This is a genomic window from Pantoea sp. EKM21T (assembly GCF_011800405.1).
Taxonomy (GTDB): domain Bacteria; phylum Pseudomonadota; class Gammaproteobacteria; order Enterobacterales; family Enterobacteriaceae; genus Pantoea; species Pantoea agglomerans.
Map to the genome: position 1 here is coordinate 272,057 of NZ_JAALFV010000002.1, position 25,548 is coordinate 297,604.

Consider the following 25,548-nt stretch of genomic DNA (forward strand, 5'->3'; position numbering starts at 1 on the left):
ATGCTTAATCTGACCTTTGACCTGCGTCAGCTCACCACGCGCGCGGCGTTTTATCAGCAGTTTGCTGAGCAGAGCGGCTGTCCGCAGACCTTCGGACATAATCTGGATGCGTTATGGGACTGGCTGACGGGCGGGATGGCGCTGCCTGCGACAATGTGGTTGCAGCACTATGCCGCGCATCAGGCCGATTTAGCGCCGGTGCTGGCGCTGCTGGAAGAGGCGGCGCAGTCGCTGGAGGGCGAACTGCGCCTGATCATTGATTAAGCGCGTAGCGGCTTGAGCAGCGCAACCAGCGCTTCGCGTGCTGCCAGTGGCAGATCGCCGCCGCCAGTGTAACCATTGTTCTCAATGATGACCTGGTTCAGCCCCACCAGCCAGTCGTAGATATAGTAGGCCGTGTGGTTGGCCGGGGCGGCAGAGAGTCTGGTCAGACGCTGACCGGAACTGAAGCTGACGCTGGGAGCCGGAGGCCGCGAGAAAATCACCTGACCCCGGTTAACGCGGCTGGAAGGGCGTTCATTTTCAGGACGCTGTAAAAAGCCGAGCCAGGCCACAAAATCCCCCAGCACCGTCATCGCCCGCGTCACCTGACGATCCGCGCGTGATTCATGGCTGACGCTCTGCGTATCGGGCTCATGCAGCGCCTGCTGCAGCTTTTGCGCGATATCGGTGCGGAATCCGGCCGTGATCAGCTCTTCAACCAGCCACTCCATCGTTGGCTTATCCACGTTCAGCAACGCCAGCAGGCTGCGGTTTTCCGGCAGCTGACGCAGATGATCCAGCCACAGCAGCAGCACCTGACGCGGATAGTGCTGCGCGCTCTGCAGACTCTGACGCGGCTGAACCGGCGCTTCAGCCGGGCTCTCACTGAACAGGTCAAATTCAAACCCGATGCCAAACTGATTTTCCGGGGCCTGAATACTGGCCGGTTTGCTGCCTTGCAAGGCCGACTGATTGAGCCACAGCTGACGCAGCGCCTCACGCGGCGGCTGCAGGCGTTCCAGCAGCTCGCCATGCAGGCCGGTCCGATGCTGTAAACACTTCAGTAGCGTATCGGCGATATTCTGTTTGCGTGCCGCCTGTTCCGGGCTGGCACCCGCTTCGGTCCAGGGCAATAAACGCCGCTCCACCACAGTGTGCTGAATCTGCGCCAACTGAGCCAGCAGCATGTCGCGGCGCGCTTCCGGCTGCATCTCATCCTGCAACCAGCTCGCCATGCGGTCGACGCCCGCGCGATCCAGTGCCAGCATCGATCCCCAGTGCTGACCGGGCTGTCCCATCTGACGCTGCACCGCTTCATCCACATTGACCTGCTGATGGCGGGCGTCGAAAGGGGTAATCGCCCAGATCAGACGCGGTTTCTCTGCGGATTCCTGTGCAGGCTGCTGACGCTGCCATTCGCGCAGCGTTTCGCTGGCGAGGTCGGCATCCTGACGCTGGCTGGCTGCGGTACAGACCAGCAGCAGATCGATTGCCTGACGCGCGGCGTAAAAACCGGGCAGCAGGGCACGTTTCTGTTCCAGCAGTTGGGCACGCAGCGGATCCTGCTGCTGCAGGCGCTGACGATCTTCCTGGGTTGCCGCGTCACCGGACTGGCCTGGCGCGGGCAGTTCCAGCATATCGGCATCATCATAGAGCGCGGTTCGCGGTGTGGAACTCAGCGGGACCAGCACTTCCAGCGTCAGCAGCGCCAGTAATCCCAGTGGCACGTTCTGCGCCTTACCGATGCGGTTACCATTCAGCGGGCAGACTTCCACCAGCTGCTGCTGATCCTGCTCACTGGCCGGCACAATCAGCTGCTCGGCCGGCAGCAGTGATGTGTCGGTCAGCAGGCTCAGTGGAGCAAGCACCCGGCTGCTGTTACGCAACTGGTGACGCAGATGCAGCAGGGTGCGCAGCATCTCATTCAGTTCAGGCTGACCAGGCCACAGCAGTGAAAAAAGCTGTACCCGGTCGTCAACGCTGAGCCAGGGCGCCAGCTCAACCGCCTGCGGCCAGAAATGACGATCAAGCCGCGCATCGTGGTGCGCACGGCGACGGCACCAGGACCAGAGTGTTACAAGCGCATCGCCTTCCAGACCCGCCAGCGGCGTGGCGAGACGATGACGCTGCAGGCGCTGCAGTGCGCTGTCGATCTGTGCGGTGTCGGGCGTTGTCGCGCCGGCACAGGCGACTATCAGCCGTACGATCTCCGCTTCACTCAGCAGCGTCAGTTCAACCGGCCACTCGTTTGAAAGCGGCTCGCGCTGATGGCTGAAACGGGTGGCGGTAGCAAAATCGAGGTTGCCGGGATTGATATGCTGAAACCAGTTCAGCAGTTTATCACCCATGCGGGTCACTAACTGGCCCTGTGCATCGGCCACCATTTCGTTCAGCAGCCAGGCTTTACCCGCCTGCGACTGGCCAAACAGCGCCAGCGTCACCGGACGCGCCACCTGCTGCGCCAGCGCCTGAGTCTGCACGCGCGCCTGGCGCAGTTGCAGCGTCAGGGTTTCTGCTTCCAGCGCCAGACGCGGCGACTGCTCACGGCTGCTCTCAATCCAGGCCAGACTGTTATTCAGGGCGTCCTGCAACAGGCCAAGACGTTTTGCCAGCGTTTGCGGCTGACGGGGTTTCAGGGCTTTCATCGTTTACACACGCTCCCGCTGTCAATCCAGTATTGCGCATTGGCATTGCCGGTCGCCGACAGGGTATTCAGCTTAAGACTCAACTGCTCCAGCGGCACGCGGGTGCCATCATCCAGGCGGGCATCGCTCAGCACCAGACTTTCCGGGCCGGACGCGTCGGGTCCGGCTTTTACCGCCAGCCGGATGCGCAGCACGCTCTCACCGGCCACTTTACGCGCCAGGGTCGCGTCGTTCAGCGTCAGGCTATAGAGCGGCGAGGCGGGCCAGCGATCGTTATCAAGCTGGCGGAAGCCGAGACAGACGTTGCCGCGAATACGGAAACTGCGCTTTTTATCCAGCACATAGCCGGGATCGTCGAGGTCAATTTCGCTGTAGCAGAGGTTCTCGTCCGTCAGCGCCTGGTTTTCGTCGAGCATGCCAAGATAGCGAATCGTCGAGTAGGGTTCAAAATCGCCTGCGCGGAACCAGAAGCTGCTGAGGCGCAGATCCAGCGCCAGCAGGCAGAGCATCGCGCCGACCGCCGCGGTCGATTTCGGGTTGTCGATGCGGCCATGTTTGTTAAACGGATACCAGTCGCTGGTGTGATAGCCTTCCAGCGACAGTATACGGCTGCCCGGCAGCGGTTGCAGATGACGCACCAGCGCCTGAATGCCCGGGAAGCGCGACGGGCGACCGGTCAGCAGCAGCACGTCACACTGATAGAGCGACACCACTTCACACATTGAACGCAGCGCCGGGATAATCGCCATCCGGTGCTGCATAAATTCACCGTGCAGCTGTGACAGGCTCACCACCAGCGGTACCTGCAGCAGGTCAAAGCGGCTGTTACCGCCCAGCTCGCGCTGAATCTCGCCGTTGACGAAGGCCAGTACCGCTTCGCCCGGCGGCTGATCGACCAGCTCGCCAAACAGTGCGTTGATCTCCGCGTGGCTCTCCAGCGGATCCCAGTTTTCGTAGCGTTCCAGTACCGCCTGCGCCAGCGGAATAAACAGTTGTAAGGTGATCTGCTGACGCAGCGTGGCCTGACCGTCCATGCGGCTGTCGTGACCAAACAGCTTGTTCATCAGCGGTTCCGCCAGCGTCAGGCCCGCTTTCTGCAGATGCTGCTGCAGCGCCGGTAAAATCCACAGCTGAATCACATCCAGCAGGATATCGTCGCCCGCGACTTTAAAGCCTTCGCGGAACAGCAGTCGCGGCGTGATTTTGACGTTGTTGCCCTGACCATCATCCAGACGATACTGGGTGATGGCGAGGTCAGTAGTGCCGCCGCCGATATCAATCGAGGCGATGCGCAGGCTCTTGCCTGGCAGTTCGTCAGCATCGCGCGGGCGATCCGGACGGGCCATGCTGCTGAAAAAGTCTTCGGCGCGACCGGCAAAGTTGACCTGGGTTTCATTAAACAGCCAGACCATCTGACCACAGGTCGCTTCATCCCACTCCATCTGCACATCCGGCAGCGGTTTCGGGTTCTGACGTGGCAGTGCTGGTGAAAGGTCATCTTCGTCAGCCAGCCAGCCTTCCGCTTTCCAGACCAGCGCCAGCGCTTCCTGCATCCGGCGGCGGAAAATTTCACGCTCCGGCTTCGGCATCGCTGACGGCAGCGTCAGGATCACATGGCGCAGCTGACGCGGCGCGTGGCTCTGTGGCATCCGCTGACGCTGTGCCGCGCTGTTCATCTGCATCAGCGCCTGAGCCAGCAGCTCACACAGCATAAAGGTCATCAGCGAACTGCGGCTGTAGTGCGGAGAAAAGACCGGCAGACGATCGTCGGGTGCCAGCGTCGAGAGCGGCTGGCCTTCGTCGTTGAGCAGGGTGGTAAAGGGTGCGGCATAGGCCAACGGTTCAGCCTGCTCGCCGGGCGTGTTAAAACGCCAGCCTGGCTGATAGCGCGCCTCATCCCACAGATAACGGCGCGGGCTGGAGAGGCCGGTGCTGCCTTCCAGTCCCACACGCTGCAGGGCCAGACGGCTCGCTTCACGGCCGACGCGGGTCAGAGAAGGCCACATAAAGGCCTGCTCACGACCGCTCTCCAGCGAGAAGTTCGCTTTGCCAAAACGGGTCTCGGCAAACTCCAGACGGCTATCAAACAGCTCGTTGTAAACCTGATGCGGCTGCGACAGATCGCGCAGCTGCAGCTCATAGGTCTGCTTCAGGCCGTTGCTCTCTTCCGGGTGATCTTCCACCAGAATGCCGCAGGTATGGGAGTTACCGACATCCAGAATGATATCGACATTGACCGCCGGGGTCTGCAGCGTGGCAGCCTGAATATGGATCTCGCTGAGGTCGAGCTGTTCGCCCAGCAGTTCCAGCAGATTGAGGTAGTGCGCCTGATACTCAAACTCGCGCAGCGCCTGATTAATCGCCTGTTCGCGGCGATCGGAGACGCGGTCGGTAAAGGATTCGCGCAGCCAGCCGTCAACCCAGGTCAGGTCAAGAAAATCACCCAGCTCGTAGTTGTGCCAGGCGAGCGCAAAGGTCACACCGTTCTGAGCATCAGCCGTGCTGAGGCCGAGCTGTTCACCGCCATCCTGTTCCGCCACGCAGCGGGTATCAAAGGCCAGGCTGACGCGATGGGTATTGCCCGCTGCATCGGGCGCGGGCAGCGCAACCAGACGCATCCGCGCCCAGTTTTCAGGACCGCCGATAAAACGACGTCCGCTGGCACAGCGCAGCATCGGCAGCGGCAGCCAGCAGGCTGACAGCAGAGAGAGCGAGTCCGCCAGCGCGATATCAGACTCCGGGCGCACCACTTCCGCAGCGCCGCCATCTTCCGGATAGAGCAGGAACTTACCGCTGTTGCCATCGACGTTCAGGCGCAGCAGCGGGCCGTTGGCGGTCTGGCGCACAAACTGGCGGCGCGCCGGGGTATCTGAGAGTTGCAGGCCGAAATCCAGAAACTGCACGCCGCTGTTTTCAATCAGCGAAATTTTTTGTTTGTCATCGATCAGGGGAGCCAGCATCGTTATTTACTCTCACGCTTAATCGTCATCGGGAAGACCCGGTCATCAGCATACTGCGCTTCACATACTGCGGCGCCGATACTCGCATGGCAGACCAGCAGCGGCATACGGTAGCGCGAACTGTTCTGGCACTTCGCCGTGTAGCGGCTTTCAATCACCAGGTTACCGGCGCTGGTCATGGCCGCGCTGACATCCGCTTTACAGGTAGTATTGCCCTGGGCGATCTGCACGCTGCCTTTGCCGTTTTTAAACTGGAAGCGCATTACCGGAGGCTTACCGGTTGGCGTCGGCATCTGGTCGATAGTGACACGCCAGCGGCCATCAATCACCCTAACCTGGCCATCGCGCACCGCATCCGGCGTCACGATCAGGTCATCGGGTTTGGCCGGAACCGGCGCCGTCACCGTTGTGGCAAGGGTAGCAGATGCGTCTGCCGGTGCGGTATCGGTGGTGGTGTTGGCCGGTTTCTGCGGCTGCGATTCAGGGAGTTTTTCCGGTGCTGCCTGCTCTGCAGGTGGCGTGACAGACGGTGTCGCCGCAACCGGTGCCGGAGTCGCAGCAGGGGCCGGAGTGGATACCGTCGCCGGGGTTGACGCTGGCTTCGCAGTGGCAACCGGTGTTTTTACGGGTTCAGAACGATGCAGCAACACGGCCACCGTCACGGCAGCAGCAATCGCCACCGGCGGTAACAGATACCAGACGCGGAAACGGCGGCGAGCCGCTACAGGCGTCGCCGGCTGAGCTTCAACGGGTGCCGCAACCGGCAGCGGTTCAGCCACAGGTTCAGGTTCGGGCTCAGTGATTATCTCTGGTTCAGCGATGACCGGCGCGGCAGGCAGCTCAGGCAGCGGTTCAACCAGCGCCACCGGCAGGTTCTCTTCCAGCGTGTCACGCAGGCAGGCCAGCGCGTCATCGCGGCTACGCGCCTGGGCATCGACAAAGCCCCAGAAGGTGATGACCGGTTTGCCATCAACCAGATAGACATACTGCTGGTCGGGGAATTGCAGGGTTTTGCTCAGCAGCGCACCAAACAGCCGCATTGATGGATTCTCTGCCGCGCGCGCGCGCGTACTGAGATCCTGCATATCCTGCTGACAGGCGGTGAGCTGTTGCAGCGCCGCGCGACGTTCATGATCGCTGGCACCCAGCCAGGATTTGACCCGGCCGCTAAAAGGGGCATACCAGTCGAGGCGATCGCCCCGTTCATTGGCCTGAGGAATGGCCAGGCAATCTGCCAGTGCGCTCTGACGGCGCAGGCGCAGGGTTTCACGAATTTGCAATGCTGAAGCGTAGACCGGCTGGCCATTTTCACCTAACGCCAGAACTGCATCTAAATTACCGCTGCGCAGAAAAGTTTTTGCCACCTGTTGGGCCCTTATCGGTCGTTGTCTGAGGCAGAAAATCGCGTGTTATCGACGATTAGGTTGATTTTACGCGGGGCAATGACAAATCAAACGGCAGAAAAAGGGGGTAAATCCACTGTTTTTTTCACCGGCTGACGGAAAAACCACCGCTATTTCAGAGAGTATGACGCAATCAGCCGGATTTGCGCACCAGCAACAGGTGGGCGATGACGCCACCCGCCAGTCCCCAGAAGGCCGGACCAATGCCCAGCAGCGAAACGCCGGATGCGGTGATCAGAAAGGTGATCAGCGCGCTGTCGCGTTCGGCAGGCAGATCCAGTGCGCGGTGGAGGCTGCCACCCAGCGTGGCAAGGAGAGCCAGACCCGCCAGCGCCTCAATCAGCACCACAGGCAGGGCACTGAACAGCACGGCGATCAGCGCACCGGACGCGCCCGCCAGCAGATAGAAGATCCCCGCCAGCGCCGCCGCACGCCAGCGTTGCTGAGGATTTGGGTCGACCTCATCGCTCATGCAGATGGCCGCCGTAATCGCCGCCACGCAGACCGAAAACCCCCCTAATGGCGACAGCAGCAGCGCAATTAATCCGGTCCAGCTCATCAGTGAAGAGACGGGTGGACGGTAGCCGTGCGCCTGCAGCGTGGCGATGCCGGGGGCGTTCTGTGACGCCATCGTCACCAGGAAATAGGGCACGCCGATCCCCAGCAGCGTGGTGAGGGTAAAGTGCGGCATCACGACTTCCGGCATTGTCAGCCTAATCGGCTGCGGCGGAAAGTGGATGGCGTGCTGTGCCAGCGCGACGGCAACACCCACCAGCAGCGTGACCAGAATTGCATAGCGGGCCAGCCAGCGGCGGGCCAGCAGCCAGGCCAGGCACATGCTGCCGCACAGTACAAAGTTACTTTGCAAATCGGCAAAGGTCTGCAGCCCGAAGCGCAGCAGAATACCTGCCAGCATCGCCGCTGCCAGCGAGGCAGGAATGTAGTTCATCAGCCGGGCAAACAGGCCGGTGACGCCGCACAATACGATCAGCAGGTTGGCGAAAACAAAGACGCCTACCGCCTCATTCAGCGAAATGCCGTGAAAACTGGTCGCCAGCAGCGCAGCGCCGGGCGTTGACCAGGCAGCCAGCACCGGCATGCGGTAGCGCAGTGACAGGCTCAGCGAAGCGATCCCCTGCGCAATGCCCAGCACCGACAGCCAGCCGCCAATCTGCGCGGGCGTGGCGCCCGCCGCCTGAAACATCTGATAGATAATCGCGCCACTGCTGCTGTAGCCCACCAGCACAGCCACGAAGCCGGAAACCAGCATCGGCAGGGTAAAACGGGGAGGTTCCGCTCTCGTCATGGTCAGACTCTTTATGAGATTGTGCGTTATAGCGCACATGGTCGCATGATGCGCTATAACGCACAAGTGTTACACTATTGCCATAACGTCACTCACCAGGATGACGAGAAAGCAGGAGAAAAAATGGCGGATTTTCAGCAACACCTGAGCAGCGCGCTCAGACAGTTGCGGCAGGCCAATGGCTGGAGCCTGACGCTGACGGCGGAGCGAACCGGCGTCAGTAAAGCGATGCTGGGCCAGATTGAGCGCGGCGAATCGAGTCCCACCGTGGCGACGTTGTGGAAGATTGCCACCGGTTTCAACGTTCCTTTTTCCTTTTTTATCGACGGCAGCGTACTGCCTTCAGGCGCCGCGCCTGGATTCAGTCAGCCCAATGCCGACATGTCGGTACGGTCGCTGCTGCCTTACGATCCGCAACTGCGTTTTGATCTGCTGGCGGTGGAGCTGGCAGCGGGCGCGCAGAGTCATTCTTCGCCCCATGAAGCGGGCTGTGTGGAGCAGGTGGTGATCATCGAGGGCGAACTATTGCTGGGCGTCGGTGACCTCTGGCGACGTCTGCTCGCCGGGGAGGCGTTCCAGTTCAGGGCCGATGTGCTGCACAGCTACCGTAACCCGCTCAGCACGCCGCTGCGCTTCCACAGTCTGATCCACTATCTGCAGCGCCCGGACGTTACAAAATGATACCTGAGCAAACTACACAGTTTACCTTCGTATCTTTATACTTTCGCTTATCGATGGAGACGTGTAATGAGCGATCTGACTGAATCCGCTGCAATGCTGCGCATGCTGGTGGGCAAGCTGGGCCGCCGGTTGCGCGAGTCAGCACCGCCTGGCGAATTAACCTGGTCGCAGGTCGCGGTGCTGGGTCATCTGGTTCGCGATGGAGCGATGACGGTGACGCAACTGGCGGCGGCCGAGGGCGTACGCACCCAGTCAATGGGCGCGACCGTCGCTGGGTTACTGGCGGCAGAACTGGTGACGGGCGAGCCGGATCCCCATGATGGCCGTAAAACCCGCTATCTTCCCACGACGTCCAGCCTGGCGGTGATTACGTCGAGTCGCGCGATGCGCGATGACTGGCTGGTCCGGACGCTGGAAGCGCGACTGAGTCCGGCAGAACAGCAGCAACTGACCGACGTTCTCCCTCTGCTGCAACGACTCACTGACTATTAAATCTGAGGATTCAACATGGCTGTAACCACACTTGATGCAAAAACTGCGCTGATTGTTATCGACCTGCAACATGGCATTGTGGCGCTGCCGCTGGTTCATGAACCGCAGCCGGTGATCGAACGCTGTGCCGGACTGGCTGAGGCGTTTCGCGCGCACGATCTGCCGGTTGTGCTGGTTAACGTGGCTGGTGGGGCGCCGGGCCGCAATGAGCAGGCACGTCACAGCGGCGAACTGCCCGCCGACTGGGCGACGCTGGTTCCGGCGATGACCCCACAGCAAAATGACCTTACGGTCACCAAGAAAACCTGGGGTGCGTTTCACGCCACGGCGTTGCACGATGAGCTGCAAAAGCGCGGCATTACTCAGGTAGTGATTTGTGGTATCGCGACCAGTATCGGCGTGGAGTCCACCGCACGACAGGCGTATGAGCTGGGTTACAACGTCACGCTGGCGACCGATGCGATGACCGATCTCAACCTGGATACGCACAACAATAGCGTGAACCTGATCTTCCCGCGCCTGGGTGAAACCGGCAGCTGTGAGGATATTAAGGCGCAGTTAAAATCGCGCGCCTGATTGGCGTGTGACGTTAAGCGTCGGGCCACCGCGACGGTGGCCCGTTTAGGGCAGACATAGCTCTTATCAAAAAACTGCGCCATGTTTCTCCCCAGGGGGCCGGACGAAACTCTTCATCAGCAATCGCTGACATAATGACATTCAAATCGTCATCCTCATTCTGAAGCAGGATGTTTATTTCATTCCGCGCTTCAATAACAGGCATGTCATGATCAATATAGCTCTGGAGCATTTCTTCGAGGGTACTGCCAAAGTCGTCATGGTGGCAGCTTAAAAACACTCTTAACATGCCGGTTAGCGCCGGGTATTGTTTCTCGGGTTTATCACCCCATCCACGGATAAGACGTGAGAACATAGTAAGGTTTCCCGTTATAAGTTTGCTTAAGCAGCACCACGCGCACAGCGTAACAGGTTTCTTTTGTCGCTTTACCCTGCCTGAATCCATAACCCACAGCAGCCCTGCTACGATATACCAGTTCCAGAGGACTGGCGTTATTCCCCCAGTTCGCCCAATGAATGATCCTGAATCGGTTAGCTTTCAGGGCTGAGCTGATCGCTTTTTCTGCAATCTGAACTGAATAATATGATGATACTGAGTGCATATTTGGGCTGAGGGCCAGCCTGGCGAGTAAATCATTATCAGAAATTGCAACGTGCTTAGCAATGGTGTGGCCGCCAGCCCTTACAGAGCTGACAGCCTCATGCTCAGCAATTTTAAACGTACCCGCCCGGACGTATACAACACGGGCTGCACTAACAGTAAGTCCAAAGGCAGCTGGAACACCCACATCTATGACCAGACCGATATTCCATGCTGCTGTGTCGTCAGCGCCAAATTTCTTTGCGAGAGCAACAGCCGTCTGGTAGGTGGCAGTTCGGGTATTCTGGCCGGTCAGCACCCGGTTAGCTGCAGCATTAATGCTATCCATACTGTGAGCACCAACGACAATACATGCTGCCTTGGTTATCCCGGTGGGTTCGGGAGCCATACACAATGCGGTTGCACCAGCCAACTCCAGACTACCCATGAGCAGGTCAAGACCACCCATAAGACGGTTGCTCATTCCCTCGGATTCAGTAACTGACTTATCGGAAATCACCGCAGCAAGATGTACCGGAGACATTGCAATTTGTAGCTCGTTGTCCATAACAATCAATCCTTAAAAGAAATTCAATTCGCGCGCCTGATTCGCGTGTGAAGGGAAGATCCGGGCTACCACAACCGTGGCCCGAATTGTTTTAGCGGAAGGCGTAACCCAGCGTTAAACCGACGCTGTAATTGCGGCCCGGCGCAGATTCGAAGTAGCGTCCATTACTCTCATTCACAATCACTGAACCCACATAGTGCCGATCAAACAGGTTATCGACCCGGCCAAACAGATCCAGCGTCCAGTTCTCAACCAGCCACTTATAGCCACTGTTAACCGCTGCAACGGTGTAGGACGGGGTGTTCACGCTATTCTGATCTTCAGCGGCGATCTGGCTCAGATAACGCACCTCACTGCCTGCATAAAAGCCCTGTTCCGGCAGGTAACCGAGTCCGGCGTAAGCCATGTTACGGGCAATACCAGGAATGCGGTTGCCGTCACAGCTGTCGCTGCCGCAGGCATTAGTGCGATAGCGCGCATCCAGCAGGGTGTAGGCCATCTTCAGCCGCCAGTCCCAGGCAAACTGCTGATCCAGGCTTAACTCCAGACCGCGACGGCGGGTCTGACCGGCATTTTTATAGGTAGTGCGTCCGCCACTGCTGGCATCCGCCACAATCTCATCCTGGGTATCGGTCTGGAACAGCGCCGCGCTGATCAGGCCATTGCCGATGCGTTTCTTACTACCAATCTCCAGCGTATCGCTGGTGGCCGGTTTCAGCCCCAGATTCAGACCGGTCGCGCCGTCTGAACGGTAAGAGAGCTCATTAATGGTCGGGGTTTCAAAGCCGCGACCGGCGGAGATCCACGCGTTCCAGCCTGGGTCAAAGGCATACTTCAGTGCCGCAGCGGGCAGCCATTTGTGATAGCGCGCATCACCGCTGTCGTCGCCGTTACCGGGCTGAATATAGAAGTCATCAGAGTCAAAGTTAACGGTGCTGAACCGCACACCCGCATCCAGCGACAGCTTATCGGTCAGTTGCCAGGCGGTCTGCAGATAGGGATCGAGCGTCCACATCAGGTTACGCTCATTGCGGCGCAGATTGCCCTGTTCGCCCAGCTGTGTCACCCCGTTGCTGACCGTGAAGTTTTCATAGCCCTTGCGGCGCTCGGTCATGGTTTCGTAGTCGAGTCCGCCGGTCAGCGCCACCGGAATCGACAGCAGCGTGTCGCGATGGGTCCAGCGGGTATCGACGCCCTGATAGTGGCGGGTCAGGGCGATCACGCCACCGGGATGAGACGGGTTGCGCTGCACGGCTGCAGGGATCGACTGGAACTGGGTAGTTTCGCGCATGCCCGCATAGAGCATCACGCTGAGGTCGTCATTTTCACTCATCTGGCGCTGATAACGCAGGCCGCCCTGAGTCTGATCGACAGTCTTACGGGTGTTATAAAGCGGGACGTTGCTGACCACCTGACGTGGATTCTCACGCCACTGCGCCTCGGTTAAGCCGCCGGGATCCTGCGCGTCAATGTGAACGCTGTTAAACAGCAGCGTCAGGGTGCTGACATCATCAATACGCACACCCAGTCGGGCGTTGCCAAGGTTCTTCTGCGCAGCGCTGTGATCACGATAGCCGTGAGTGGTGAAGCGTGAGGCGGAGACGGTGTAGTTAACATCCCCGGCATGGCTGCCGTCACCGGTCGCACCGCTGGCTTTCACGCTGTTGCGCCAGCTGCCATAGCTGCCGTACCAGCTGCTGGCTTCAAGCGTGGTCGGCTGCTGACCCTGCTGAGTGGTGACATTGATCACGCCACCCGAAGCGTTGCCATAAAGCGCAGAGAACGGGCCGCGCAGCACCTCAACATGATCAATTGAGCCGATATCGATATTGGAGGTCTGCGCCTGACCATCCGGCATGGTGGCCGGGATGCCATCCACATAGATGCGCAGCCCGCGTACGCCGTAGGTTGAGCGGGAGCCAAAGCCACGCATCGACAGCTGCAGGTCCTGTGCGTAATTTTGCCTGTTCTGGATCTGCAGACCCGGCACGCTGCTGAGGTTTTCCGACAGGTTAACGCGCGGTGCTGCCTGGCGCATATCGTCGCCACTGACCACGCTCAGGGCCGCAGGCGTATCGAGTTCGTTAAGGCCCGTTTCCGGCGGTGCAGCCGTGACGACCAGGGTATTGTCATTATCCGCCGCCAGCAGCGGCAGTGGCAAAATGGCAGGCAACATCAACAGCGTCGCCTGGCGCAGAGAGATTATTTTCATTATATGTGGCCTGAAAAAAGAGAGGATATGAACCAGGTGGAACAATTTCCGCATATGGTAAGGGTTTGATGCGCTGGGGTACATCGTTTCGGGCTGGATTTTTTCTCTGTTTACCGCCAGGCTGGAATCCATCTTTTGCAGTGATATGGCGTCCGATTCACCCGGATGCAGACAAAAAAACTCACGGGAGTCAGCATGAAACAACCTGAAGTGGCGGTTCTGGGATTAGGCGCAATGGGGCACGCATTTGCCGCCAACCTGCTGAAAAATGGCTTTCGCGTTCATGGCTGGAACCGCACCCGCGCGCGCGGCGAAGATCTGCTGGATGCGGGTTTGCAGCTGGCTGACTCGCCAGCCGAGGCGGTGCGTGAAGCAGATGTCGTGATCGCCATGCTGTCTGATGGCGACACCACTGAGCAGGTGCTGCATCAGGTCAAAGAGGCGTTTAAGCAGGGCGCGACGCTCTGCCAGATGGGCACCATCGGCGTAGAAAAAACCGACGCGCTGATCGCCTTTTTCGCAGAAAAACGCCCCGATTTGTTACTGATCGATGCGCCAGTCTCCGGCACCAAAGCACCAGCAGAGAATGCGCAGATTCTGGTGCTGGCCAGCGGCGATCAGAGCCGGGCGCAGGCCGCAGAAGCGGTATTTGCTGCCATCAGTAAAGGCACTCAGTGGCTGGGCGAGGCGGGAAAAAGCACCCGGATGAAGCTGGTGATCAACAGCTGGCTGATTGGCATGATGCAAAGCCTGGCGGAGAGTACCCGGCTGGCAGAGCAGTTCGGCTTTTCCACCGACGATCTCTGGCAGGTGCTGGAGGGCGGTCCGCTGGCCGCACCCTATGCGAAAATGAAGCTCGGGATGATCGCCAGCGACGACTTCACGCCGCAGATGCATCTGGTCTGGGCGCTGAAAGATGCCCGCCTGGCGCTGGATGCCGCAGAGACGCCGCTGCCGGCGCTGGAGAATATCGCCCAGCTCTGGCAGCAGGCGGTGGAGGCCGGACACGGTGAAGAGGATCTGGCGGTGATCTACCGCTACCTGAAGGCGCAATGAGTCAGCAGCATTTTGACTTCAGCACGCGTCCGCTGGTGCCGCTGGCGCACGATTACCTGCACGGTGCCAGCGAACCCTGGCACCAGCACGCCTGTGCCCAGCTGATCCACACCCTGAGCGGCGTGGTACGGGTGGAGACGGAGTATGGCAGCTGGATTGTGCCGCCGAGTCGCGGCGTCTGGCTGCCCGCATTTACCCGTCATGCGTTGCAGATTACCGGCAGTGTGGCGGCGCGCACGCTGTTTATCGATCCGCTGGCGCGCGCCGATCTGCCCGCCAGTTGTCAGGTGGTGCAAATCTCACCGCTGCTGCGCGAGCTGATTGTTACGGCGCTGATCCTGCCAGAGCGTTACGCCGCAGGAAGTCGGGCCGAGCGGGTGATGGAGTTGATTCTGGATGAAATCCGCGGCATGGATGTGCTGCCCTTTGCGCTGCCAACGCCCGACAGTCCCCGTTTACAGGCGCTGTGCGAGCTGATTCAGCAGACGCCCGGTGAGAGCTGGACGCTGCTGCGGGCCAGCGCCCACCTGAATGTCTCGGGCCGCACTCTGGCCCGCCATTTTATGCGCGAAACCGGCCTGCAGTTCAGCGACTGGGTGCGGCGTGCCCGACTGGCTATCGCCCTGACGCGACTGGCTCAGGGCGACTCCGTGCTGCGGGTGGCGCTGGAACTGGGCTATGAAAGCCCCAGCGCCTTTAGTGCGATGTTTCGTCGTCTGCTGGGCGTCTCTCCGACTGACTATTTTCCGCCTGCAGAAACTGGCCTGCCGCGCTGAGCAGCGCCTGCAGGGCGGCGCGGGCGGTGTCATTGTCGATACTCACTCCCCAGGCTCGCGCGCCACGGGCATCCACGCAGCTGATATAGGCCACCGAGCGGCTGTCACTGCGTCGTCCCAGCGTATGCTCGTGATAGTCCTCAATGGTCAGATGCAGATCAAACGCGCTGCGCAGGGCATTGACCGCCGCCGACAGCCAGCCGTTGCCGCTGCCGGTCAGCATCAGCGATTGCGTCTGATACACCACGCTGGCGCTAATCTGCGTCTGCCCGCCACTGTCACTCTGGCTGTCAGCCCGCTGTAAGGCCACCGCGGGCTGCGTGACGCCATACTGGCGGCAGAAGAGCTGCCACAGCGCGTAGTGCGTCATCTCTCCGCCGTGCCGGTCAGTCTCCTGCTGAACACAGCGGCTGAAATCCTGCTGCAGCGCTCGCGGCATTTGTAACCCGTGATTCTGCTCCAGCAGCCAGGCGGCCCCGCTTTTTCCCGACTGGCTGTTAACGCGGATCACCGCCTCATAGCTGCAGCCAATGTCGGCCGGGTCCAATGGCAGGTAGGGCATCTGCCACTCTGTTTCCTGCTGTTCGGCGCGGATGGCGAACCCTTTTTTAATCGCATCCTGATGAGAACCAGAGAAGGCGGTGAAGACCAGCTCGCCCGCATAAGGATGGCGCGGATGAACCGGCAGCTGGTTGCAGCGGGTTACCACTTCAATCACCTCATGCATCTGGCTGAAATCGAGCTGGGGCGAAACGCCCTGGGTATAGAGATTCAGCGCCAGCGTCACCAGATCCACATTGCCGGTGCGTTCACCGTTACCAAACAGACAGCCCTCGACCCGGTCAGCGCCCGCCAGCAGCGCCAGTTCTGCGCAGGCAACGCCGGTGCCGCGATCGTTGTGCGGATGCACGCTGATGCAGACGGCATCACGGCGGCTGAAGTGACGGCAGAAATACTCAATCTGATCGGCATAAACGTTGGGGGTATTCACCTCTACCGTGGCAGGAAGGTTAATGATCATCGGGCGCTGGGCGTCCGGTTGCCAGACATCGGCTACCGCCTCGCAGATCTCCAGCACAAACTCCGGCTCGGTAAAGCAGAAGGTCTCTGGCGAATATTCAAAGGTCCAGTGGGTTTCCGGCTGCGCCTCGCATTCGGCGCGGATCTGCCGTGCACCAGCGGTGGCCAGCGCCACGATTTCCGCTTTGCTCTGTTTAAATACCCGCTCGCGAAACAGCGGCGCGGTGGCGTTATAGAGATGTACGATGGCGCGTGGCACACCCTGCAGCGCCACAAACGTGCGGGCAATCAGGTCCTCCCGCGCCTGAGTCAGCACCTGTAACGTCACATCCTCCGGGATACGCTGCTGCTCAATCAGGTCGCGGACGAAATCGAAATCAGTCTGCGACGCAGAGGGAAAGGCGACCTCGATCTCCCGGAACCCGCAGCGCAGCAGCAGATCCCAGAAGGCCATTTTGCGTTCCCGATCCATCGGTTCTGCCAGCGCCTGATTGCCGTCACGCAAATCGGTGGAGAGCCAGCGCGGCGCCTGGGTCAGCTGGCGTGAGGGCCACTGGCGATCGGGCAGGGTGATCAGCGGGGAGGGACGATATTTATCAGCGGGTCGGGTCAGCATAAGAGTCTCCTGTGGTTTTTTTATCAGTCTGCCGACACGCCTCCGGGTCCGCGCGCGCAGGGCTGACAACCTGACGCGCAAAAGTGACAATACACATCAAGGCGAATACTCAAACTGTAACAGGGCTGTTGCGCCTGAAAGCGCAGATGGCTGATGGAGCATTGAAGGGCTTTAAGTCGATGGCAGATTTGGTGCTGGATAGGCGCTGTAGTCGCGTACTAAGCCCACATAATGGGCTAGTAACGTTATGTGGCGATAAGCTTAGTTTTCACCTGAGAATGCTCAATATCAGAACAGCCAGCGCTGTTCCGAGATAGCAGATTCCTGCAAACATCCACAGTCGTGATAAATATATCATCCACCGACTTACTGACAGTCTGTTTTCGCTGAAAAAGGAATAAGCAGGACTATCCTTGTTAAGGGAGGATATTCGTTTATTCATGCTCAGCTTAATGAAAAACCTGCACACCTGGTATGCGCCAAAAAAACCGACCATGTGATAGAACGAATAGGGGGGAGGGAACTGATATTTTTCCAGAAACAATGAAATGAGTTTGTCATATTCTTTTTTGTTAAAAAAATAAAGGAAGAAAGATATGAAAATAAAAAAGCTGCCTGCCAGGCCAAAGAACAACCCCATTCTTGATATATAAAAATCAGTCACCTGTTGACCCCAGTAAATAATCAACTGCTTTTTCGCCGGCTGTACTACCGATATAACCGCCGACCACGGAACCCACAGCCGCGCAAGCAACACCTCCGGCCCCTGCGGTCACTATCCCAATGGCCGCGCAACCCGCTAACGCAGCAGAACCCCCCCATGCACCAGCATACATTGCACCACCGGTGCCGACAGCAAACCTTGTGTAATCTCTTACAGCTATTTTCCTGCATTCATTTTCGCGCCCTTCTGAGCAGGCATTCACCACATCGTTACTTGTCCCGACGAAAGCAAACCCGATACCTATATATCCTCCGGTCTTAAGGAAGCGCGCTGCCCTTGCTGCATTGCCGACATAATACGAATATCCTGGAATGCCACCTAACCCAACGGTAGACCACTCATGCACAATCGAACGACTGGAGAGGTTTAATGCTCGCTTCATATTGTCATACTGTTGGAATTTCACGATATACCGGGCGAGAGATTTTAACAGGGGTTTATTGACGAGTTCCTTTAGCTGATTAAGCAACTGATTACGTTCCACAAAGAACTGCTGGCTGATTAATGTCCCCTGAGTACGAAATTGATTCTGATAGCTGGCTTCAATTTTTTTCAGTGTCTGCTCAATAGCTTTAAAATACTTTTCGCCGACATCGCCCACAGTGCCGAAAACCTTGTCTCCGGCACCAGTCAGCGCAGCAATCATTCCGTAATGTTTCTGCATAAATCCGGCATCGTCGCTACCCAAGCCTATAAGCGCTGCGTTGGTTTTATTTTTAGCCTGTCTGAGTGTCGTCAGCATCTGCATTGTCAGGTGATCAGGCGTGTACGGATCAGCAACAATTAAAATTTGGCCCGGTTTCAGATACTGCGTATCCGCATTAAGTTTCATAAACAGACTGGCAGCCGGGGAGCGAATATCCCTGAAGAGTTCCCGTGCCTGATACTCCAGCGTGCCAGGTCTTTCCACAACACAATATCCGGGGGCTATGTTACGCGCCATGCTTCCATTCTCCATCAGTATTGGTGTTAAAGGAACAGCACTTCATATTCCTGAAAAACTGAAATAAAGATAAATAAATTTACTGCGTTACGCAAAAACAATTCTAAAGTGTTGTGGTACAGTTTAAAGCCGATATCTGCCCATTAAGGATCAGGATCCGGGCTGTCACCCTTAGTGATGCACACCTGCCTTCCAAATCGCGCCTGCTTCTTTGATTCTGCCTGGCCCATGATAAAAATCCTCTGCACCGTACCATGCAATATTCAGGACAACACCCTGCGTGCGCTCTGGTTTGGTGAATCCGCCGGGCAGGGTTAGCATGGTCGCCTGTTTATTTGGGTGGACTTATATGCTGATTTTTGACGGTCACAACGATCTATTGCTTAATCTCTGGCTGCATCATCGTGATGCGCCCGCGCAGGCGTTTTATCAGGGGATTGAACAGGGCCACCTCGATTTTCCGCGCATTCAGCAGGGCGGGCTCGGCGGCGGGCTGTTTGCGATCTTTGTGCCTCCGCAGGAGTACATTGCCCGCACCGTTCCGGCACGTGCCGACGAGCCGTTTCAACCGCTTCAGATCATGTGGCAACAGCTTGAGATCCTGCAGCAGCTGGCTGATGCGTCAGGCGGGCGGGCGCGACTCTGCCGCAGTCATGACGAAATTGCCGCCTGCCGCGCCGCAGGCGTACTGGCGATGGTGGCACACATCGAAGGTGCTGATGCGCTGGATGAGGAGGGCGAGCAACTGCACGCCTTCTGGCAGGCGGGGGTGCGCAGCATCGGGCCATTCTGGAATCTGGCCAGCCGCTTTGGTGAAGGCGTCAGCGGCACCTTTCCTGGCTCGCCCGACACCGGGCCAGGCCTGACCCGCGCCGGAGAGAGGCTGATTCAGCAGGCGAGTGACCTGAAGATGATGATTGACGTGTCGCATATGAATGCAAAAGCCTTTTGGGACACCGCCCGGCTCTCCAGCGCGCCGCTGGTCGCCAGCCACTCCAACGCGCATGCTCTCTGTCCGCAGCCGCGTAATCTGACGGATGACCAGCTGGTGGCAATCCGCGACAGCGGCGGTCTGGTCGGCATTAATTTCGGCAACGCTTTTCTGCGCGCCGACGGTAAACGCGACGCTGACACGCCATTAACAGAAATTGTTAAGCATTGTGATCACTTGTTGAAGATAATGGGCAGCGACCATGTAGCCTTTGGCTCTGATTTCGACGGGATTACCCCACCGGCTGCGCTGGGCGATGTCAGCGGATTGCCGCGATTGCTCGCCGCTTTTCAGGAAGCGGGCTATGATCAGACACTGACAGAGAAACTGGCATGGGGAAACTGGCAGCGGGTTTTACATCTGACCGGGCTGTGATAACAATTTCCTGATGTTCCGGGCTTGATCCCGACGCGCCATTGGCGCAACATCTGCCTGGAAATTGTGACGGCGGTCTCATTCAATGCCGGTCACACTGATTTCAGGCAGCTCATTTACTGTTAACCAAGAGGAAGTAACTCATGTGGAAAAAACCAAATTTCGTTGATATGCGTCTCGGTCTGGAAGTGACTCTCTACATCTCCAACCGTTAATCGTTCTGCCCGCCCTCTGAGCGGGCATTTTTTTTCAACTTCTGGTTTTCCTCTATGTTTATCAAAATCCTCGGTTCAGCCGCGGGCGGCGGGTTTCCGCAGTGGAACTGTAACTGCGCCAACTGCCACGGCGTGCGTAACGGCACGATTCAGGCCCAGGCACGCACGCAATCGTCGATTATCCTCAGCGATAACGGCGAAGATTGGGTGTTATGCAACGCTTCACCCGACATCAGCCAGCAGATCCTGCATACGCCAGAACTGACCCGCAAAGGGGTGTTACGCGGCACGGCGATCGGCGCGATTATCCTTACCGACAGCCAGATCGATCACACCACCGGGCTGCTGAGCCTGCGTGAGGGCTGTCCGCATCAGGTGTGGTGCACGCCGGAAGTGCATGGTGACCTCAGCACCGGCTTCCCGATATTTCCTATGCTCACCCACTGGAATGGAGGCTTACAGCACCGTCCCATTGCGCCACTGACGCCGTTCAGCGTCGATGTCTGTGATGATCTTCAGTTCACCGCAATTCCGATTATCAGTAATGCACCGCCTTACTCGCCGTATCGCGACCGGCCGCTGCCGGGCCATAACGTGGCGCTGTTTATTGAAAACCGCGCGAATGGCCAGACGCTGCTCTACGCGCCAGGCCTGGGCGAGCCGGATGCGGTGATCCTGCCGTGGCTGCAAAAAGCGGATTGCCTGCTGATTGATGGCACCGTCTGGCAGGATGATGAGCTGCTGACCACCGGCGTGGGTCATAACACCGGCAAGGCGATGGGCCATCTGGCGCTGGCGGAAGAGCAGGGGCTGATGGCACTGCTGGCGTCGCTGCCGGCAAAACGCAAAATTCTGATCCACATTAACAACACCAATCCGATCCTTAACGAGCAGTCACCGCAGCGTCAGTTTCTGACGGAGCAGGGAATAGAGGTGAGCTGGGACGGAATGGCGATCCACCTTCAGGGCTAAAACATGCAGATCACTGACACGCTGTCGCCGCAGGCTTTTGAACAGGCCCTGCGCGACAAAGGCGCTTACTACCATATCCATCACCCGTATCACATCGCGATGCATAACGGTCAGGCCACGCGCGAGCAGATTCAGGGCTGGGTGGCGAATCGCTTCTATTACCAGACCACCATTCCGCTGAAAGATGCGGCGATCATGGCCAACTGCCCCGATCCGGCTACCCGTCGTAAATGGGTGCAGCGCATCCTCGACCACGACGGCAGCAACGGCGAAGAGGGCGGCATTGAGGCCTGGCTGCGGCTGGGCGAGGCGGTCGGGCTGACGCGCGAAGAACTACTTTCAGAGCAGCATGTGCTACCAGGCGTGCGGTTTGCGGTGGATGCGTATATTAACTTTGCCCGCCGCGCCAACTGGCAGGAGGCGGCCTGCAGCTCACTCACCGAGCTGTTCGCCCCGCAGATCCACCAGTCACGGCTCGACAGCTGGCCGCAGCACTATCCGTGGATCAAAGAAGAGGGCTATTTCTACTTCCGCAGTCGTCTGGGTCAGGCGAACCGCGATGTGGAACATGGCCTGGCGCTGGCGCTGGAATATTTCACCACCGCTGAGACGCAGAACCGCATGCTGGAAATTTTGCAGTTTAAGCTCGATATTTTATGGAGCATGCTGGACGCCATGACCATGGCATACGAGCTGAAACGTCCGCCTTATCACACCGTGACTGATAAAGCGGCGTGGCACACCACCCGACTGGTATAACAGATGAATGAAAACTCGATTGCCGCGTTTCGTCGCGGCTACCGTATGCAGTGGGAAGCCGCCCAGGATACTCATGTGGTGCTCTATCCCGAAGGCATGGCGAAGCTGAACGAAACCGCCGCCGCCATCCTTGAACTGGTGGATGGCAAGCAGGATATCGCCGCGATTATCGCAACGCTGGATAGCCGTTTTCCGGAAGCGGGCGGCGTGGGTGCAGACGTTTTAGAGTTCCTGCAATCAGCCTATGAACAGAAGTGGATACAGTTCCGTGACCCCGCATAAACCTGACGTGAATCCGCCGCTCTGGCTGCTGGCCGAGCTGACCTATCGCTGTCCGCTGCAGTGTCCCTACTGCTCCAACCCGCTGGATTTCGCCCAGCAGGAGAAGGAGCTGACCACCGAGCAGTGGATTGAGGTGTTTCGTCAGGCGCGGGCGATGGGCAGCGTGCAGCTCGGATTCTCGGGCGGCGAGCCGCTGGTCCGTAAAGATCTGCCGGAGCTCATCAAAGCGGCGCGCGACCTCGGCTTCTACACCAACCTGATCACCTCGGGCATCGGCCTGACGGAGAAGAAGCTGGATGCGTTCAGCGAGGCGGGTCTGGATCATATCCAGATCAGCTTCCAGGCGAGTGACGAAACCCTGAATGCGGCGCTGGCCGGTTCGAAAAAAGCGTTTCAGCAGAAGCTGGAGATGGCGAAAGCGGTGAAAGCCCACGGCTATCCGATGGTGCTGAACTTTGTTCTGCATCGTCATAACATCGACCAGATCGACAGGATCATCGATCTCTGCATTGAGCTGGAAGCGGATGACGTAGAACTGGCGACCTGTCAGTTCTACGGCTGGGCGCAGCTTAACCGTGAAGGCCTGCTGCCCACCCGCGAGCAGATCGCCCGCGCAGAGGCGGTGGTGAAAACCTACCGCGAGCGGATGAGCACCACCGGCAATCTGACCAACCTGCTGTTTGTGACGCCAGACTACTACGAAGAGCGCCCTAAGCCCTGCATGGGTGGCTGGGGCGCCATCTTCCTCAGCGTTACGCCAGAGGGCACCGCGCTGCCGTGCCACAGTGCGCGTCAGCTCCCGATAGAATTTCCCTCAGTGCTGACGCAAAGTCTGGACGATATCTGGTATAACTCATTCGGCTTCAACCGTTATCGCGGTTTTGACTGGATGCCAGAGCCATGCCGCTCCTGTGATGAGAAAGAGAAAGATTTTGGCGGCTGTCGCTGTCAGGCTTACATGCTGACCGGCAATGCCGACAACACCGATCCGGTCTGCAGCAAATCACCGCATCACGGCAAAATCCTTGACGCCCGGCGTGAGGCGGATTGCAGCGACATTAAAATTGGTCAGCTGCAGTTCCGTAACCGCAGCAACTCACAACTGATCTATAAAACACGGAACCTCTGATGAAAACGCGTTGCCTGGAGATAAACGGTCTGACGGTTGAACTGGTGCATCAGCCCGATGCCAGCCAGGCCGCCGCCCTGATTCAGGTGGGCGCGGGGAGTCACGACGAACCCGATCGCTGGCCCGGACTGGCGCATCTGCTGGAACATCTGCTGTTCACCGGCAGCACCGGCTGGCCTGATGAGGGCCGGTTGATGAGCTGGATTCAGACGCAGGGTGGCAGGGATAACGCCACCACGCTGGCCCGGCGCAGCGCGTTCTTTTTTGAGGTTACGCCGTCGCTGCTGGCTGAGGGGCTGGCGCGGCTGCAGGATATGGTCTGCCATCCGCTGCTTGATAATCAGGCAATCGGTCAGGAAGTGGCGGTGATTGATGCGGAATATCAGCTATTGCAGCGTCATCAGCCGTCACGCATTGAAGCGGCACTGCTGCACGCCGCAGCGTCACCTGCGGAATTCCACCGGTTCCATATTGGCAGCCGGGCGAGTTTTGGCGATGAGCTCTCTGCACTGCAGCGGGCCCTGCGCCAGTTCCACCAGCGCTACTACTTCGCCAGCAATATGCGGCTCTGGCTGCAGGGGCCGCACTCACTGGATGAGCTGGAACAGCTGGCGCGTAACGTTGCTGCCGCGCTGCCCACCGGTCAGTGGCGACAGGATCTGCCACCGCCGCAGCTGACCAGCGATACCTGCTGGCAGCTGGCAGAGACCGCACCTGGGGCGCTATGGCGCAGCTGGATACTGGATAACAGTGACAGTGACAGTGTCACGTTATGGCGTGAATTTCTACTGGATGAAGCACCCGGATCGCTGCTGGCTACCCTGCGTGAGCAGGGGCTGGCGGAGTCGCTGGAGCTGAAGTGGATCTATCAGGCGGGAGGCGCGCTCTGGCTGGCGCTGGGCGTTGAAACGCATCAACCCGAAACCGTTAATGTCTTGATCGACAGTTATCTGGATGCACTGCGCCAGACGAATGAGCCACAACATCAACACTACCACCAGCTGGCGCAGCAGCGATTTGTGACACTGTCACCGATGGAGCAGTTACGCCAGCGCGCAATCGGCTTTGCGCCAGATGAAGCCGTGCCTGCGTTACAGCCGCTGCTGGCGCGTCTCACCGACGCGCCGGGCACGCTGCTGTTCTGCACGTCGCACCCGGCTGAGGAAACCCTTCAGACGCAGGGATTCAGCCTTGCGCTGACCGCCTGGCAGCCAGCCCCGTCTGAGGCGCTACCTCCGGCGCATTTCACATTCTACCCGTTCGAGACTGCCTTAACGTCTGAGCCGCTGCCCGCACAGGCGGTGGCATTGCCGCATCATCAGCCTGATGACCTGCAGGCGACGCTGATCCTGCGACCAGAGTTCTGGTCAACGTTCACCGAAGCGGCAGGCGAAGCGCTGGGGCGGCGGTTACGTCCGCTGTTTGCCGCGTTGCGTCATCAGGGCGGCAACGGCAGCTGGCAGGAGGTGGAGGGCGTGTGGCAACTGACGCTACAACTGACGCCGGATGAGGCGGTGGCTGACCGGGCGCTGAGCCAGATTGTCGCCGCACTGACGCTGCCGGTTGAGGCGGCGCAGCCTTCTTCGGGGGAAAGCATCGCGATTCGTGCACTGCTGCGGCAGTTGCCTTATCAGCTGGCCGCCACTATTACGCCACATTGCTGGCGGGCGGCGCTGAAAGGCGGCAACGCGGCACTGCATTCACTGATTGCCCGGCGGCTGAGCGCACTGTCGCTGCCGGTTAACCCTGACACGCCGCCAAAGCGCATGACGACGCAAACCGGTATGACGCGCCTGCCACACAGCAGCGCGGACAATGCTCTGCTGCTGTTTATCCCGCTGCATCGTCCTGAACAGCTGGCGGCGCTACGCGCGCTGGCGCTGATCTACGAGCCGCGCTTTTTCCAGCGCTATCGCGTTGAGCAGCCTATCGGTTATGTGGTCAGCAGCCGCTATATGCGCTGTGCCGATGAAGATGGGGTGCTGTTTGCGCTGCAGTCGCCCGATTACAGCGCGCTGTCACTGCTGCGCTACTGCCGCAACTTCCTGCGGTCACTGAACGAGACGCTGGCGGGTTACGATCTGGCGGCACTGAAAGCGCGTCTTCTGAGCCGGGAAGTGGATCAGCCACTGGCGTGCTTACGCGCAGAAAATGGCCTGGCAGAACCGGATGCGGCGCAGATTGAGGCGCTGACACTTGCGGATCTGCAACAGCTTCACCGCACGCTGATTCAGGATCGCCGCCGCTGGCGGGTGCTGTTCACCGGCGGTGAAAATGTGTAGCGC

At 58.9% G+C, this 25,548-nt stretch carries 22 protein-coding genes; 13 read left to right on the plus strand and 9 right to left on the minus strand.

Annotation, left to right across the window (positions count from 1 at the left end):
- Positions 1-264, plus strand: a complete 264-nt coding sequence (locus HFD87_RS04810; protein ID WP_010670099.1) for a barstar family protein — start codon at positions 1-3, stop codon at positions 262-264.
- On the opposite strand, the gene HFD87_RS04815 is transcribed toward HFD87_RS04810, so the two are convergent.
- The 4 genes from HFD87_RS04815 to HFD87_RS04830 form a co-directional block, all read right to left on the minus strand.
- Entirely contained in the window at positions 261-2,627 is a 2,367-nt protein-coding gene (locus HFD87_RS04815) for a virulence factor SrfC family protein (RefSeq protein ID WP_167423008.1), read from the minus strand. The genes HFD87_RS04810 and HFD87_RS04815 overlap by 4 nt on opposite strands.
- A complete protein-coding gene (locus HFD87_RS04820; protein WP_010670101.1) occupies positions 2,624-5,587 on the minus strand; it encodes a virulence factor SrfB in 2,964 nt (987 codons plus the stop codon). The genes HFD87_RS04815 and HFD87_RS04820 overlap by 4 nt, the downstream gene beginning before the upstream one ends.
- Positions 5,588-5,589: 2 nt before the next feature.
- Complete coding sequence (locus HFD87_RS04825; protein ID WP_167423009.1) at positions 5,590-6,951, minus strand: SrfA family protein; 1,362 nt, start codon at positions 6,949-6,951, stop codon at positions 5,590-5,592.
- 172 nt (positions 6,952-7,123) lie between these two features.
- Complete coding sequence (locus HFD87_RS04830; RefSeq protein ID WP_155740623.1) at positions 7,124-8,335, minus strand: benzoate/H(+) symporter BenE family transporter; 1,212 nt, start codon at positions 8,333-8,335, stop codon at positions 7,124-7,126.
- Between the two features lie 84 nt (positions 8,336-8,419).
- On the opposite strand from HFD87_RS04830, the gene HFD87_RS04835 reads away from it, so the two are divergent.
- From HFD87_RS04835 to HFD87_RS04845, 3 genes are all read left to right on the plus strand, one after another.
- Positions 8,420-8,977 carry a helix-turn-helix domain-containing protein gene (locus HFD87_RS04835; RefSeq protein ID WP_167423010.1) on the plus strand — a complete coding sequence of 186 codons (558 nt, stop codon included), beginning with the start codon at positions 8,420-8,422 and terminating at the stop codon, positions 8,975-8,977.
- A gap of 66 nt (positions 8,978-9,043) precedes the next feature.
- Positions 9,044-9,469 (plus strand): MarR family winged helix-turn-helix transcriptional regulator, encoded by a 426-nt coding sequence (locus HFD87_RS04840; RefSeq protein ID WP_010245273.1) that lies wholly within the window; start codon positions 9,044-9,046, stop codon positions 9,467-9,469.
- Positions 9,470-9,484: 15 nt separating this feature from the next.
- A complete protein-coding gene (locus HFD87_RS04845; RefSeq protein WP_109650288.1) occupies positions 9,485-10,045 on the plus strand; it encodes an isochorismatase family protein in 561 nt (186 codons plus the stop codon).
- 13 nt (positions 10,046-10,058) lie between these two features.
- Here the strand turns inward: HFD87_RS04845 and HFD87_RS04850 are convergent, their stop codons facing one another.
- From HFD87_RS04850 to pqqU, 3 genes are all read right to left on the minus strand, one after another.
- Complete coding sequence (locus HFD87_RS04850) at positions 10,059-10,400, minus strand: contact-dependent growth inhibition system immunity protein (RefSeq protein ID WP_033779224.1); 342 nt, start codon at positions 10,398-10,400, stop codon at positions 10,059-10,061.
- Positions 10,369-11,193 carry an RNase A-like domain-containing protein gene (locus HFD87_RS04855; protein WP_167423011.1) on the minus strand — a complete coding sequence of 275 codons (825 nt, stop codon included), beginning with the start codon at positions 11,191-11,193 and terminating at the stop codon, positions 10,369-10,371. The genes HFD87_RS04850 and HFD87_RS04855 overlap by 32 nt, the downstream gene beginning before the upstream one ends.
- A gap of 91 nt (positions 11,194-11,284) precedes the next feature.
- On the minus strand, positions 11,285-13,405 hold the full coding sequence (gene pqqU, locus HFD87_RS04860; RefSeq protein ID WP_170933467.1) for a TonB-dependent receptor PqqU: 2,121 nt from the start codon (positions 13,403-13,405) through the stop codon (positions 11,285-11,287).
- Between the two features lie 165 nt (positions 13,406-13,570).
- Between pqqU and HFD87_RS04865 the strand changes: the two genes are divergently transcribed.
- Entirely contained in the window at positions 13,571-14,461 is an 891-nt protein-coding gene (locus HFD87_RS04865) for an NAD(P)-dependent oxidoreductase (protein ID WP_167423012.1), read from the plus strand.
- Positions 14,458-15,237 (plus strand): helix-turn-helix domain-containing protein, encoded by a 780-nt coding sequence (locus HFD87_RS04870; protein WP_061901464.1) that lies wholly within the window; start codon positions 14,458-14,460, stop codon positions 15,235-15,237. The genes HFD87_RS04865 and HFD87_RS04870 overlap by 4 nt, the downstream gene beginning before the upstream one ends.
- Here HFD87_RS04870 and leuA read toward each other — a convergent pair.
- On the minus strand, positions 15,158-16,873 hold the full coding sequence (leuA, locus tag HFD87_RS04875) for a 2-isopropylmalate synthase (protein WP_089414204.1): 1,716 nt from the start codon (positions 16,871-16,873) through the stop codon (positions 15,158-15,160). The genes HFD87_RS04870 and leuA overlap by 80 nt on opposite strands.
- Before the next feature lie 656 nt (positions 16,874-17,529).
- Positions 17,530-18,540 carry a hypothetical protein gene (locus HFD87_RS04880; RefSeq protein ID WP_167423013.1) on the minus strand — a complete coding sequence of 337 codons (1,011 nt, stop codon included), beginning with the start codon at positions 18,538-18,540 and terminating at the stop codon, positions 17,530-17,532.
- Positions 18,541-18,889: 349 nt separating this feature from the next.
- On the opposite strand from HFD87_RS04880, the gene HFD87_RS04885 reads away from it, so the two are divergent.
- The 7 genes from HFD87_RS04885 to pqqF all read left to right on the plus strand — a co-directional run bounded on the left by HFD87_RS04885 (position 18,890) and on the right by pqqF (position 25,545).
- Positions 18,890-19,906 (plus strand): dipeptidase, encoded by a 1,017-nt coding sequence (locus tag HFD87_RS04885; RefSeq protein ID WP_033757585.1) that lies wholly within the window; start codon positions 18,890-18,892, stop codon positions 19,904-19,906.
- A 143-nt stretch (positions 19,907-20,049) separates the two neighbouring features.
- Positions 20,050-20,121, plus strand: a complete 72-nt coding sequence (pqqA, locus tag HFD87_RS04890) for a pyrroloquinoline quinone precursor peptide PqqA (protein WP_167423096.1) — start codon at positions 20,050-20,052, stop codon at positions 20,119-20,121.
- 54 nt (positions 20,122-20,175) lie between these two features.
- Entirely contained in the window at positions 20,176-21,093 is a 918-nt protein-coding gene (pqqB, locus tag HFD87_RS04895) for a pyrroloquinoline quinone biosynthesis protein PqqB (RefSeq protein WP_061901461.1), read from the plus strand.
- Positions 21,094-21,096: 3 nt separating this feature from the next.
- Positions 21,097-21,852 (plus strand): pyrroloquinoline-quinone synthase PqqC, encoded by a 756-nt coding sequence (gene pqqC / locus HFD87_RS04900; protein ID WP_010245074.1) that lies wholly within the window; start codon positions 21,097-21,099, stop codon positions 21,850-21,852.
- Between the two features lie 3 nt (positions 21,853-21,855).
- On the plus strand, positions 21,856-22,134 hold the full coding sequence (gene pqqD / locus HFD87_RS04905; protein WP_010245072.1) for a pyrroloquinoline quinone biosynthesis peptide chaperone PqqD: 279 nt from the start codon (positions 21,856-21,858) through the stop codon (positions 22,132-22,134).
- Positions 22,097-23,263, plus strand: a complete 1,167-nt coding sequence (gene pqqE / locus HFD87_RS04910) for a pyrroloquinoline quinone biosynthesis protein PqqE (RefSeq protein ID WP_161939645.1) — start codon at positions 22,097-22,099, stop codon at positions 23,261-23,263. The genes pqqD and pqqE overlap by 38 nt, the downstream gene beginning before the upstream one ends.
- A complete protein-coding gene (gene pqqF, locus HFD87_RS04915) occupies positions 23,263-25,545 on the plus strand; it encodes a pyrroloquinoline quinone biosynthesis protein PqqF (protein WP_167423014.1) in 2,283 nt (760 codons plus the stop codon). The genes pqqE and pqqF overlap by 1 nt, the downstream gene beginning before the upstream one ends.
- Positions 25,546-25,548 lie beyond the last annotated feature (3 nt).

Bases quoted from the DNA above. Each gene is read 5' to 3' on its own strand.
- HFD87_RS04810 (WP_010670099.1), top strand. From the start codon at position 1: ATGCTTAATCTGACCTTTGACCTGCGTCAGCTCACCACGCGCGCGGCG.
- HFD87_RS04815 (WP_167423008.1), bottom strand. From the start codon at position 2,627: ATGAAAGCCCTGAAACCCCGTCAGCCGCAAACGCTGGCAAAACGTCTT.
- HFD87_RS04820 (WP_010670101.1), bottom strand. From the start codon at position 5,587: ATGCTGGCTCCCCTGATCGATGACAAACAAAAAATTTCGCTGATTGAA.
- HFD87_RS04830 (WP_155740623.1), bottom strand. From the start codon at position 8,335: ATGTGCGCTATAACGCACAATCTCATAAAGAGTCTGACCATGACGAGA.
- HFD87_RS04835 (WP_167423010.1), top strand. From the start codon at position 8,420: ATGGCGGATTTTCAGCAACACCTGAGCAGCGCGCTCAGACAGTTGCGG.
- HFD87_RS04840 (WP_010245273.1), top strand. From the start codon at position 9,044: ATGAGCGATCTGACTGAATCCGCTGCAATGCTGCGCATGCTGGTGGGC.
- HFD87_RS04845 (WP_109650288.1), top strand. From the start codon at position 9,485: ATGGCTGTAACCACACTTGATGCAAAAACTGCGCTGATTGTTATCGAC.
- HFD87_RS04850 (WP_033779224.1), bottom strand. From the start codon at position 10,400: ATGTTCTCACGTCTTATCCGTGGATGGGGTGATAAACCCGAGAAACAA.
- HFD87_RS04855 (WP_167423011.1), bottom strand. From the start codon at position 11,193: ATGGACAACGAGCTACAAATTGCAATGTCTCCGGTACATCTTGCTGCG.
- pqqU (WP_170933467.1), bottom strand. From the start codon at position 13,405: ATGAAAATAATCTCTCTGCGCCAGGCGACGCTGTTGATGTTGCCTGCC.
- HFD87_RS04865 (WP_167423012.1), top strand. From the start codon at position 13,571: ATGCAGACAAAAAAACTCACGGGAGTCAGCATGAAACAACCTGAAGTG.
- HFD87_RS04870 (WP_061901464.1), top strand. From the start codon at position 14,458: ATGAGTCAGCAGCATTTTGACTTCAGCACGCGTCCGCTGGTGCCGCTG.
- leuA (WP_089414204.1), bottom strand. From the start codon at position 16,873: ATGCTGACCCGACCCGCTGATAAATATCGTCCCTCCCCGCTGATCACC.
- HFD87_RS04880 (WP_167423013.1), bottom strand. From the start codon at position 18,540: ATGGCGCGTAACATAGCCCCCGGATATTGTGTTGTGGAAAGACCTGGC.
- HFD87_RS04885 (WP_033757585.1), top strand. From the start codon at position 18,890: ATGCTGATTTTTGACGGTCACAACGATCTATTGCTTAATCTCTGGCTG.
- pqqB (WP_061901461.1), top strand. From the start codon at position 20,176: ATGTTTATCAAAATCCTCGGTTCAGCCGCGGGCGGCGGGTTTCCGCAG.
- pqqC (WP_010245074.1), top strand. From the start codon at position 21,097: ATGCAGATCACTGACACGCTGTCGCCGCAGGCTTTTGAACAGGCCCTG.
- pqqD (WP_010245072.1), top strand. From the start codon at position 21,856: ATGAATGAAAACTCGATTGCCGCGTTTCGTCGCGGCTACCGTATGCAG.
- pqqE (WP_161939645.1), top strand. From the start codon at position 22,097: ATGAACAGAAGTGGATACAGTTCCGTGACCCCGCATAAACCTGACGTG.
- pqqF (WP_167423014.1), top strand. From the start codon at position 23,263: ATGAAAACGCGTTGCCTGGAGATAAACGGTCTGACGGTTGAACTGGTG.